This is a genomic window from Paraburkholderia rhynchosiae (assembly GCF_002879865.1).
GTDB classification, from domain to species: domain Bacteria; phylum Pseudomonadota; class Gammaproteobacteria; order Burkholderiales; family Burkholderiaceae; genus Paraburkholderia; species Paraburkholderia rhynchosiae.
Genome location: NZ_PNXY01000030.1, coordinates 64,907 through 75,760, shown reverse-complemented (window position 1 = coordinate 75,760; position 10,854 = coordinate 64,907). Strand labels below are relative to the sequence as shown.

Genomic DNA, 10,854 nt, shown 5'->3' with positions numbered 1-10,854 from the left:
GTATAAGAGACAGGCGCACCATCGAGCGCAACGACGCGCATACGCTGCTCGATAGCGAAGTGCAGAAGCCCGACGGCAAAGTGGTCGGACGCGCGGTCGACATGATCGCGGACGCGAGCGGCAAGCCGCGTGAAGTCGTCGTCAATCTGCAAGGCTTTCTGGGTGTCGGCGATCGCAAGGTCAATTTCGCGTGGAATGCGTTCCGCTTTACGCCGGCCGCGAGGGCCGCGCCGATCACGCTGAACCCGTCGGCGACGCCGGTGAACCCCGCAAAGTCGAATGCCGCGATGCAATTGCCGTTGATCGACGCAACCGTCGAGCGTTCGAACGGCGCAAAGGTCGGCCGCGTGATCGACGTGCTGATCGACGCCAATGCGCAGCCGCAAGCGGTGGTGCTCGACGTCAACGGGATGGTGAGCACGGAGCGGCGCACGATTGCGGCGAACTGGTCGGCGCTGCGCTTCGTCGCGAAAGACAAGGAACTGCATCCGCAAATCGATCTGAGCGATGCGCAGATCAACGCGACACCGCCCTACGCGAACGACAAGCCGATCCGGGCTGTCTCGCCGGCGCCGCCCGCGCCTCCCGCCCCTGGCCCTGCTCCCGCCGCCGCTGCGGCGCCAGCCTCCGCGGCGACTGCCACGACGGGTTCCAACGCACGGGCGGTCCGATGACAGGCCGCACTCTGGTTACGGCACGCAGCCTCCGCGCGCTCGATTGGCTGAACTTCTTCGTTGCGAATGTGCAGACGGGTTTTGGGCCGTTCATCGCGTCGTACCTCGCGTCGCATAAGTGGACCCAGGGCGAGATCGGCATGGCGCTATCGGTGGGGACGATCAGCGCGATGGTGAGCCAGGTGCCGGGCGGCGCCGCCGTCGACGCATTGCGCAACAAGAAAGGCGCGGCCGCGTGGGCGATCATCGCGATCATTCTGAGCGCGGTCTTGCTGGCCGCGAGTCCGACGGTGCTGCCGGTGATCGCCGCCGAGGTTTTCCACGGCTTCGCCAGCTGCATGCTGACGCCGGCGCTCGCCGCGATCTCCTTTGCGCTGGTCGGACGCGCGAATCTCGGCGACCGGCTCGGACGCAATGCGCGTTGGGCGTCGATTGGCAGCGCTGTGGCAGCCGGGCTGATGGGCGTATTCGGTGAATACTATTCGCCGCGCGCCGTGTTCTGGCTGACCGCGGGGCTCGCCGTGCCCGCGCTCTTCGCGTTGACGATGATCCAGCGCACCGATACGGTCCAGTTGCCGAAGGCCGCGCCGACGCCGGAGCAGATCGAGCGGCGCGAAAGTCTGCGCGAATTGCTGCGCGACAGGCGCATGCTGCTGTTCGCCGCGTGCATCGTGTTGTTCCATTTGTCGAACGCGGCGATGCTGAACCTTGCCGCAGGTGAAGTGACTGCCGGCATGGGCGACAACGTGCAGCTGGTGATCGCGGCGTGCATCATCGTGCCGCAAGCCATTGTCGCGATGATGTCGCCGTGGGTCGGCCGTTCCGCCGAGCGCTGGGGACGCCGGCCGATCCTGCTGCTCGGCTTTTCGGCGTTGCCGATTCGCGCGCTGCTGTTCGCCGGAATCAGCAGCCCTTACCTGCTCGTGCCGGTGCAAATGCTCGACGGTCTGAGCGCGGCCGTGTTCGGCGTGATGCTGCCTCTGATTGCCGCGGATGTCGCCGGCGGCAAGGGGCGCTACAACCTGTGCATCGGATTGTTCGGACTGGCGGCCGGTATCGGGGCCACGCTGAGCACGACGGTGGCCGGTTTTGCCGCCGATCATTTCGGCAATGCGGTGGCGTTCTTTGGGCTCGCTGCCGCGGGGGCGCTGGCTGTTTTGCTGGTGTGGGCGGCGATGCCCGAGACGCGCGACGCGGCCGCGGCCGAGGATGGCGCGGAGGTGGCGGATGGCGGTGGGTCGGCGGTCAGGTAGGGGACTTAATCGAGAAACTCAGCCGCGCGCGTACGCAGCACCGCGCTGAAATCGTCCAGCCAGCCAATCGACAAACGCCAGCTCTGCCAGTAGAGATCGACGTCGATATGCTTGCCCGGCGCCATCTCCACGAGTTCACCACTCGCCAGGTGCGCCGCGATCATGCGCTCAGGGCACATGCCCCAGCCGAGGCCCGTCACACAAGCGCGCAAAAATCCGGCGACGTGCGGAATCCAGTGCAAAGGCGGATCGACTTCCGCTCGCGTGATGCGGCGCATGAAGCGCTTTTGCAACTGGTCCTTCGGATTGAAATCCACGCAGGGCGTGCCCCGCAAACTGTCGCGCGTGACCCCGTCCGCGAAATGACGCGCGAGAAACGCCGGCGAGCAAACCGCGAGATAACGCATGCGCCCAAGACGCGTCGAGCGGCAGCCTTGTACCGGCTCGGCTTGCGTCGTCACCGCGCCCTGCACGCTGCCGTCGCGAATCCGCTGCGCGGTGTGATCCTGATCGTCGATCACCAGATCCAGCAGCATTTGACGTTCGGCGCAAAACGGCGCGACCGCATCGATGAACCACGTGCCGACGCTGTCGTCGTTGACCGCCACGCGCAGCGTCGGCCACGATTCGACGAGTCCGCCCGGCAATGCCGGCACGCGTCCGGTCAATTCCGCTTCCAGCAGTTGCACGCGTTCGGTATGACGGCACAGCAACGCGCCCGAGGTCGTCGCGACACAAGGCTGGCCGCGCTTGACGAGCACGCTGCCCACCCGCTCTTCGAGCAGCTTGACTCGCTGCGACACGGCTGACGGCGTCACGCTCAGTTCGCTGGCCGCGCGGTCGAACGAGCCGTGACGTACGACGGCGGCAAGCGCGTCGAGCAACGCATAGTCGAGCATTAGCGCTCCTTAATGAGCGTTAGATAAATTAGCTTCTCTTATGAGACGCAAATGCGCAGACTAGCCGTGTTCGCCTCTCCCGTCTACTGGATCGATTATGAACTGGCTGTCTTTTTCTCATGGCGCGGCGCTGTGCGCGTCGCTGATCGTGACCATCGGCGCGCAAAACGCCTTCGTGCTCCGGCAAGGCATCATGCGCTCGCATGTCGGCAAGATCGTCGCACTCTGTGCGCTGTCGGACTGCATTCTGATCGGTGCGGGCGTCGGCGGCGCAGCGGTGCTGGTCGAGCGTTATCCGGTGTTCGTCCACGTCATGCTGTACGTCGGGCTCGCCTATCTCGCATGGTTCGGCATCAACGCGTTGCGGCGCGCGGTGCGGCCCGCACATGCGGTGATGGATGCGGATGCGAACACCGTGGCCCCACCCGCGCAACGCGCCATGCCGATCGTCCTGATGACGCTCGCCTTCACGTGGCTCAACCCGCACGTGTATCTCGACACATTCCTGCTGATCGGCACGGCAGGCGCACGGGAACCGGACGGCGCGCGGCGCGCGTTCGCCATCGGCGCGATGGCCGCCAGTTGCATCTGGTTTATCGGGCTGGGTTATGGTGCGCGCGCTCTTGCGCCGCTGTTTCGCCGGGCAAGCGCGTGGCGCGTGCTGGATGGCGCCATTGGCGGCATGGTGCTGTTGCTGGCCGTGACGCAGTTGCGTTGAATCAGGCGCAACGTGTTTGGTGAGGCGCAGCGAGCTGCGCTAGCCTGGCGGTTGTTCCAGGCCCAGCAACTCTTGCACGAGCCGAGTGGACACATAGTGCGGACCGTCGAACAGATAGATCCGATGGCCGCGATAAGCGCGCAATTGCGGCGCAAGCTCCGCCGCGCTCGCTGAGCGAAAGACGCCACCCGCCGCTGGATGAAACGCTTCGGCGATGATTCGCACGCGACGCTCGATCACTGTTCTCCCGCACGCACCGGCCCCGCACCGACTGTCTGCAGGCCGCCGTCCGTGACATAAGGAACGATGCCCGCGGCGCTGATCTTACTGACCGTATCGGCCGAGCAGACGCCGTCGGCGGGCGCGCAGTAGTCGATTGCGAGTACCGGCAGCCGGTATCGTTCGCGAATCGTATTCGCCTGCCCCAGCAGCCAATCGCGGTCGGCCTGCACGATCTCGGTGTAGCGCTGCCCCGCCTGGTCCCAGCCGCGGTACAGCGATTCGAATGCAACCACGTACACCAGCGAGTGAACCTGCGGCAGTATCTCGAACCCACGATTGAAAATCAGCCGCGCACCCGGAAAGCGCGTCTTGATCGCGCGGACGACGGCAACCAGACCACGCTCCTGCCGCGTCCTCGCCGCGTCCGTTTTTGCAACGAGCTGGTAGGAATCGAGCGTGTCGAGGAAAAAGCCGCGGTAACCCCTCTTCCACAGCGGAGCGATCACATGCTCGACGTAGAACGCGGGCCAGTCCGCCGCGTCCTGATCGATCACCTTCGCGCCCCACACCGCGTTGTCGCCCAGTTGCCAGGCTTTCGGGATGGCAGCGTAATACGGCCGTTGAGGCTCCACTTCTCCCACGCTCACATAGGCGAACCATGCGGTGCGCGGGCTTTTGTGCCTGAGCGGCTCGAAGCCGCTGTCCGGTTCGACCACCGCGACGTCGAAGTTGCGTAACTGGCTAACCGGCGGCTGCGTGCCGTAATAGAGCGCAATGGATGGCGCACCTCCCGCGTCGGCCCACGCGCGTTCATGCGCGATCGACGACAGCAGGCCCACGATCACGAGACGCGCCGCGCCCACCAAGCGCCGATAGAACGCACACATGTCACAGCGCTGACGTCGCTCGATACTCATTCGCAATTCTCCCGCCTAGTTGCGCAGCATGTACGTCTCGTACTCGAGCGACAAGAATTTTCGATCGAGCAGTGTCACCGCGGCGATCACTACCAGTAGCAGCGCCAGCGTGAAACCATAGCCGTATAGATCCGGCCCGAGCCACAGCGTGATGCCCGTGAACAGACCATTCAGCGTGACGAAAGCCGCCGTGAGTTTGAGCACGGCACGGCGTGCGTCGAGATAGAAGAACACATTAAGCAACCCGAGCAGCAACACTTGCAAGCTGGCTGAAATGACGTCCACGATCAGCAGCGGCAAATACAGGGTCGAAATTCCCAGCGCTTCGAGCACGAGGTGCCCGAACGCGAGAATCAACAGCAGCACGACCGCCTGGACCTTCACGATCTCGTACAGCCCTGCCCGCACACTGCCGACCATCATGTCGCGCATGTCGTTGATATGGCGCAGCGTAGCGCCGCTGCGCACCGCGTCATAGAAGCGGTCGTAATACTCGACGAAGTCCGCCTCGATCCGCACGAGGAAGGTCGCCATGCCTGGCATCACGCATACGTACGCAATGAACACGGGAATATCGTAGATCACCGACGCGTGCAGCGGACCGATTACGCGCGCGCCCGTGCCCGGCGCGTACCAGAACATGAACTTGTCGATCCACACGCCCAGGTTGAACAGCAGCCCGACGAGCGCGAGACTTGGATACGCAAAGCGCTTTTGCAGCACCTCGAACGAGATGAAGCGCTCGCTGCGATAGTTGCGATAAATAAGTCCGGACAGGCCGGCGAGCAGCACGATATGACCCGCCACGAAGCCGCCGAGCAGGCCCGATAACCCATGGCGGTTGAGCATCAGCGCGAACGCGACGGTACAGCCGTAGCCGAGCGCGAATACATAGAGAATCTGCCGATACTGCTTGACGCTCGACAGAAAGATCACCGCGATCCAGATATTGCTGATGACGACAAAGCCCGCCACCATCAGCAGCCGGTAGATCAGTGGCTCGCCGCGAAAGCCAAACGCGACCGCGATCACGCCGAGCACGCCCGAGGCCGCCGTCGAGATCAGCACGACGCCGTTGTAGTTCGACAGCACGAGGTCGTCGCGTTTCTCGAACAGACGGTCGGAGATGAAGCGCGTGAAGGACAGTTGCAGCGGCCCGGTCAGGATCAGGCTGCACGCGACCAGGTAGGTCACCGACACCTGAAACTGCACGATCGCGTACTTCGGGATCACGAACGCGAGGCTCAACAGACCAATGATCAGGATACCGAAGATAGACAGAATGAGCGGCCCGGAGCTGATCAGCCCCGCGTACGCATAGGCGCGCGCGACGCCGAACAGCGTCTGGTGCTTGAGTATCTTGCGGAGCTCGAAACCGATGCCGGCCATCAGCGCACCTCTTGCGGTTGGATCCGCGGGCTGCCGTTTGGCGCGGCGGCATCTGCGGTTTCATGCCTGGCCCCGGCGAGCGCCCCGTGATGCATCGGACAGCCGCCGCGCGCGTCGGCCGCGCCGCCGCCGCTCTCGCGACCGTCACGCGTGGGCGCAGCCGTCAGGCGTTCATACAACACGCGGTATTCATCGACCATGTGCTTCTTCATATAAAAACGCCGCACGCGTGCAAGGCCTGCCTGTTGCGCCGCGAGCCAGCGCGGTTCGTCGCCGAGCAGATCGAGCACGGCCTGCGCGAACGCTGCCGGGTTCGCGATGGGCACGACGCTGCCCGCCGAGCCCAGTGCGCGGTCTTCGTCGCCGTAGCCGTCGATCAGTTGACGGCACGAGCCCACGTCCGTGGTGATCGACGGCACGCCAGCCGCGAAGCCTTCCAGCACGACGAGCGGCAACGCCTCGCTGATCGACGTCAGCGCGATCACGTCCACTTGCGGCAGGACTTCATCGATGCGCCGGAAACCGAGAAACTTCACGTTCTTCGCGAGCCCGAGACTTTGCACCAGCGCGCGGCACTCGAGCGCATAGGCCGGGTCTTCTTCCTCCGGTCCGACGATCCAGCCTTCGATATCGGGCATTGTTCGCGACGCGATAAACAGCGCGCGGATGAAGGTCTTGATGTCCTTGATCGGTACCACGCGGCCAATCAGCGCGACCACGTTGCGCGGCCGCGCAACGCGTTTTTCAACGAGCGGCGCCAGTGCGTCGACGTCCACGCCGTTCGGAATGTTGCGCGTGCGCGAAGCCAGCGCGCCGTCTGCGATCTGCCGTTGGCGATTGGTCTCGTAGAGCGCGACGATGTCGTCGGCGGCGTCGTAGGCGAGCTTGCCAAGCGCCTCGAAGAAGCGCACCCACAGTTCGCGGAAGTAACTGATCTTCGAGATGTCGCGCTCGAAAGCCCCGCGGTTGTCGCGTATCCACTGGCTTTGCAGCAGATCGATCTTGCGTTCCTTCGTATAGATGCCGTGTTCCGACACGAGCAACGGCCGCCCACTCCGATAATGCAGCAGTGCGCCGAGAAAACCCGCGTAGCCCGTCGACACGGTGTGATACACCTTCGCCGGCGGCAATTGCTCCGCGACGCGCGCAAGCTGCCACAACGGCTTGTGCATGATGCGCACGGTCCAGAAGTAATCGGTAAACGACGGGTCCGTGCAATACCGATCGTACTGGTCGACGATAAAGTCCCACGCGGCGCGGCTCGACAGAAACTGCTCCTCGTTGAGCGGCCCGTTGTCGCCGATCAGTTGCACCATGTCGGCCATCAGCGCGCCGGGGTCCGAGACCGGATCCGAACTGCCGCGGTTGCGCCATGCGTCGTGCAATGCGGCCGAGCGCGCAAATGCCAGCGCATCGCCGGGAATTTCCCGCGACGCGTCTTTATCGGCATGCGCCGCTTCGTACAGGTAGTGGGCTTCGAAATGGACCACGTTATCCGGCAGCGCATACGCCGCGCCTTCGTAGTCTTCTTCGCGGCTGCCAACGAACACAATGGAAAATCGCAGGTCTGGATACGAGCGAATCATGTCGTTGACCCAGCTCGACACGCCGCCGCGCACATACGGGAACGTGCCTTCGAGCAGCAGGCAGACATCGGCGTGGGCGGCGCGGCGCAGCAGTGAGGGTTTCATGTTGACCAGTAACGCGCGACAGGTTTGAGCATCGGCAGCGTCGCGGCATTGCCGAGCGACGCCAGCAGCTCGGATACGCGGGCAAAGTCGCCGCGCAGGAATTCCACTTCGGCAAGCCACGGCACCAGACGCTCGCGCGGAAAGCCCAGCGCCTGGGCACGCGCCATGCAGTCGGCCGCATCGTCCGCGGTGCCGTTCGCGAGCGCGAGGCGGCCGCGTATCATCCACAGTGCGGCGTCGCCGTCGTCGATCTCGAGCGCCGCGCGTGCGTGACGATCGGCTTGTTGGAGCGTGTGCCGGTAGACGGCGCCTTGCACCAGGTTCTGATAGATGAGCTCGAAGTACAGCTCGGCAAGCTGACGATTGATCGCGTGACGCTGCGCGTCGGTAGTAGCCGCCTCGAGACTTTGCCCGGTCTGGAAAATGCGCTGCGTCACTTCGTTTTCCGCTTGATCCAGCGTGCCGTACGCGATCAGGCGCACGTCTTCCACCGGGTCCGCAAGGAGCTCGCGCAACAGCGTGCCCGTGGTCCGCGTCGGCATGCTTTGAATCGCGACGAGCGCCGACAGACGATCCGACGCGTTCACCTGGGTATTGACGATGCGCGCCTGCAAGCGTGCGCCCCCGCCGTGGGAAACACGCGACATAAGATGCGTGACGAATTCGGGCGCCGGCACATCGTCCAGTTCTTCGCCGCTATGCGAACGCGGGTAGCAAGCGGCCCAGACGCAGCTCACGAGCACGACAAGCCCGCCGAATAGCGGCACGAACGCGCATCCGAGCCACAGCAGAAGCAAGCTCCAGCCGCGCGGCTCGCGGTAGCGCAACGGCAACAGCATGCGAAACAGCAGCGCCTGAAGTACACCGCCGATCAGATTGATCGCGACGACGGGCAACAGCGGGTCGAATGCCGCCGGCCGGTTCGCGATGCGCCAGATAACAACACATTGCACGAGCGGGACGAGCGCTATGCCGACGAAAGCAGTCACGGCGCGAGGCGCGCTCAACGCGCGGCCGATGGATTGGGGGTGCATGGTTTCAGACATCGAGGCCGCTGCGCACGAGAAGACGCTTCAACGCCGGGCCCGGTTCGCCGCCCAGATGCAGCGTATGCACGCCGATGCGCGCACCTTCCAGATCGAGATTGAACTGCGCGCGCAGGCTTGCTTCGATCCGCGCGAGATAACCGTCCACGCCGGTGGCATCGGTTGCGGGCATCAGGTTGATCAGCACCGACTGCCCCGCAGCCTTGACCGGCCACATCAGATCGAGCGCACGGCGGCGGCGCATCACATGTTCGAAGAACGAGTCGCCTTCGTCGTCGTGCGGAAACACCAGCGCGGCGAGCGACGAAGTAATACCCGCGGTGTGCTCGAGGCGCGTGAGGCGGCTCACGTCGAGCGCGAATTCGTACGGGCAGTCAGGCACCGTCTGCAATATCGCTCGCACCTGCTGCGAGTGTTCGACGCCGTCGGCGTAATAGCCGAGCAGGACCAGCAGCAATTGCAGGTTGTCGAAGTTCAGCGACAGGAACGGCATCCGCTTGATCGCCAGAACGGCGATGAGCCGCCCGTCCGCCGAGATCATCGGCGCGCACACGAGCAGGCCCGTGTTCGTGAAAGGGTGCTCGCCGCTCTTCAGATGTGCTACCGCTTGCGTTTCGAGCGCCCGTGCGACGAGCTCGTCGCGCGGCTCGAGGTCGAACGCATCGCCGATGCGAGCGAGCGCTTCACGCGCGAGCTTGCCGCCGTGCACGGGGTACAGCGCGGCGACTTCGATCTGACACGCCTGCGCGACGAATTCGAGCAGCGCATGGGCGCCCGGCAGAGTGTGGGACGGCAGGGCCGGCGCACTATCGAGCCCATGCGCGACCGACAGACGGCGAAGTTCGGTGATCGAATCGCGCAGTGTCGTCGGCTTCGACAACAGATCTTTTTCGAGCCGCTCGTGCGACAGACGCATCAAATAATGGCTATTCGTGATCGCGACGAGCCGGTCGTTCAGGTAGTCGTTCAACGCGTTTGCCCGTTGCGCCCGGTTGCCCCACGTATCGCCGAAGTGACCCGCAACGATGGTCTGCAACAGGCCGCCGGTGAAGAATAGCGTCGGCCATGCGTCGGCGCTGCCGCGCATCAGCACCTGCCATGCGCCGATCAGCATTGCGTCGGCGAGCAGCCCGAGCAGCGTGCCGTAGCGCAGTGCGACGATCAGCGGCGCGAACCATAGCCACGGAAAACCGGCATGCAGCAGAAACGGATCGTTGCGGTCGAGCGCCCAGCTCAACGCGCCGACCGCGGCAACGAATGCAACCGTCTCGACGATGGAAAACGGCCGCGCCACCGCGGGAGCAACGAAGCGCCGCAACGCGCTCAGATTGCCGAGCGGATTCGAATGGCGCGGCTTCGCCGCACTAGCGGCGGATTGCGCGGTGACGGTATTCACAGCCGACTCCTCATGACATCTCGAGATACGAATGACAGCATGCTTGCGCGACGCGGAACGTCATGCAAGACGTGGCGCAACGCGCTCATCAACCACGAGAGCGCAGCGGCGACAAGAGACTGCCGATCAACGAGGAAGCAACGCTTGCAAGACTCGAGCGCGCCCAGCCGCTCTTCGAACCCGTGGCGCTCCACACGATCTGGCCCGACGCGACGTCGATCAGTTCGAAGGTGACGCCCGCCACCGGCTCGCCGTCCACACCCACCTTGTAGCGCCACTCTTCCACCGCGCCGGTTAGCACGTATTTCACGTGCTGCTCACGCGCCCAGGCGAGCTTTTTCTCGCCGAGCTCACGCTGCGCGGTATCGAACATCGCGTTCGCCGATGCATCGACGGGGGCGATCCGCACGTCCGTCAGGCCGTTCGCACGCAGCGTATTCGCCGCGATCGCAGCCGCGCTGCTGCCTGCCGCCGGAGTTTCGGTGAAGTTCGCCATCGACATGACCGCAACCGGGTCCTTTAGGCCGAGCGCCGGCGAACCCGTTTGACGGATCGAACCGCACGCGCCCAGCACGAGTGCCGACGCCGCTACCATCGCGGACCATTTGACGAGGCCGGACCCTCTTTTCATCTTGTTCATCGAACCACT

Annotated in this window: 11 protein-coding genes; 3 read left to right on the top strand and 8 right to left on the bottom strand. The window is 64.4% G+C overall.

Going from position 1 to position 10,854, the window contains the following annotated elements; all coding sequences use genetic code 11:
* On the top strand, nt 1-674 hold a 674-nt coding region (locus C0Z16_RS29805), incomplete at its 5' end, for a PRC-barrel domain-containing protein (RefSeq protein ID WP_102635635.1).
* Nucleotides 671-1,927: an MFS transporter gene (locus C0Z16_RS29800; RefSeq protein ID WP_102635634.1), complete on the top strand. Its 1,257-nt coding sequence runs from the start codon at nt 671-673 to the stop codon at nt 1,925-1,927. The genes C0Z16_RS29805 and C0Z16_RS29800, both read left to right, overlap by 4 nt.
* Nucleotides 1,928-1,932: 5 nt before the next feature.
* On the opposite strand, the gene C0Z16_RS29795 is transcribed toward C0Z16_RS29800, so the two are convergent.
* Nucleotides 1,933-2,826, bottom strand: coding sequence for a LysR family transcriptional regulator ArgP (locus C0Z16_RS29795; RefSeq protein ID WP_102635633.1), 894 nt, complete (start codon nt 2,824-2,826; stop codon nt 1,933-1,935).
* Between the two features lie 97 nt (nt 2,827-2,923).
* On the opposite strand from C0Z16_RS29795, the gene C0Z16_RS29790 reads away from it, so the two are divergent.
* Nucleotides 2,924-3,544, top strand: a complete 621-nt coding sequence (locus C0Z16_RS29790; protein ID WP_102635632.1) for a LysE/ArgO family amino acid transporter — start codon at nt 2,924-2,926, stop codon at nt 3,542-3,544.
* Nucleotides 3,545-3,583: 39 nt separating this feature from the next.
* Here C0Z16_RS29790 and C0Z16_RS29785 read toward each other — a convergent pair whose 3' ends face one another.
* From C0Z16_RS29785 to C0Z16_RS29755, 7 genes are all read right to left on the bottom strand, one after another.
* Entirely contained in the window at nt 3,584-3,769 is a 186-nt protein-coding gene (locus tag C0Z16_RS29785; RefSeq protein WP_407070708.1) for a hypothetical protein, read from the bottom strand.
* 11 nt (nt 3,770-3,780) lie between these two features.
* On the bottom strand, nt 3,781-4,683 hold the full coding sequence (locus tag C0Z16_RS29780) for an endo alpha-1,4 polygalactosaminidase (protein ID WP_102635631.1): 903 nt from the start codon (nt 4,681-4,683) through the stop codon (nt 3,781-3,783).
* A 15-nt stretch (nt 4,684-4,698) separates the two neighbouring features.
* Nucleotides 4,699-6,072: an exopolysaccharide Pel transporter PelG gene (gene pelG, locus C0Z16_RS29775; RefSeq protein WP_102635630.1), complete on the bottom strand. Its 1,374-nt coding sequence runs from the start codon at nt 6,070-6,072 to the stop codon at nt 4,699-4,701.
* The gene (pelF, locus tag C0Z16_RS29770) at nt 6,072-7,763 is read right to left on the bottom strand and encodes a GT4 family glycosyltransferase PelF (RefSeq protein ID WP_102635629.1); all 1,692 of its coding nucleotides are present in this window, start codon (nt 7,761-7,763) and stop codon (nt 6,072-6,074) included. The genes pelG and pelF overlap by 1 nt, the downstream gene beginning before the upstream one ends.
* The gene (locus C0Z16_RS29765; protein WP_102635628.1) at nt 7,760-8,809 is read right to left on the bottom strand and encodes a tetratricopeptide repeat protein; all 1,050 of its coding nucleotides are present in this window, start codon (nt 8,807-8,809) and stop codon (nt 7,760-7,762) included. The genes pelF and C0Z16_RS29765 overlap by 4 nt, the downstream gene beginning before the upstream one ends.
* A complete protein-coding gene (locus C0Z16_RS29760) occupies nt 8,802-10,205 on the bottom strand; it encodes a PelD GGDEF domain-containing protein (protein WP_102635627.1) in 1,404 nt (467 codons plus the stop codon). Before C0Z16_RS29760 ends, C0Z16_RS29765 begins: the two co-directional genes overlap by 8 nt.
* A gap of 88 nt (nt 10,206-10,293) precedes the next feature.
* Nucleotides 10,294-10,845, bottom strand: a complete 552-nt coding sequence (locus C0Z16_RS29755; RefSeq protein WP_102635626.1) for a penicillin-binding protein activator LpoB — start codon at nt 10,843-10,845, stop codon at nt 10,294-10,296.
* Between the last annotated feature and the right edge of the window lie 9 nt (nt 10,846-10,854).

Coding starts and splice junctions, on each gene's coding strand:
- C0Z16_RS29800 (WP_102635634.1), top strand. CDS start 671: ATGACAGGCCGCACTCTGGTTACGGCACGCAGCCTCCGCGCGCTCGAT.
- C0Z16_RS29795 (WP_102635633.1), bottom strand. CDS start 2,826: ATGCTCGACTATGCGTTGCTCGACGCGCTTGCCGCCGTCGTACGTCAC.
- C0Z16_RS29790 (WP_102635632.1), top strand. CDS start 2,924: ATGAACTGGCTGTCTTTTTCTCATGGCGCGGCGCTGTGCGCGTCGCTG.
- C0Z16_RS29780 (WP_102635631.1), bottom strand. CDS start 4,683: ATGAGTATCGAGCGACGTCAGCGCTGTGACATGTGTGCGTTCTATCGG.
- pelG (WP_102635630.1), bottom strand. CDS start 6,072: ATGGCCGGCATCGGTTTCGAGCTCCGCAAGATACTCAAGCACCAGACG.
- pelF (WP_102635629.1), bottom strand. CDS start 7,763: ATGAAACCCTCACTGCTGCGCCGCGCCGCCCACGCCGATGTCTGCCTG.
- C0Z16_RS29765 (WP_102635628.1), bottom strand. CDS start 8,809: ATGTCTGAAACCATGCACCCCCAATCCATCGGCCGCGCGTTGAGCGCG.
- C0Z16_RS29755 (WP_102635626.1), bottom strand. CDS start 10,845: ATGAACAAGATGAAAAGAGGGTCCGGCCTCGTCAAATGGTCCGCGATG.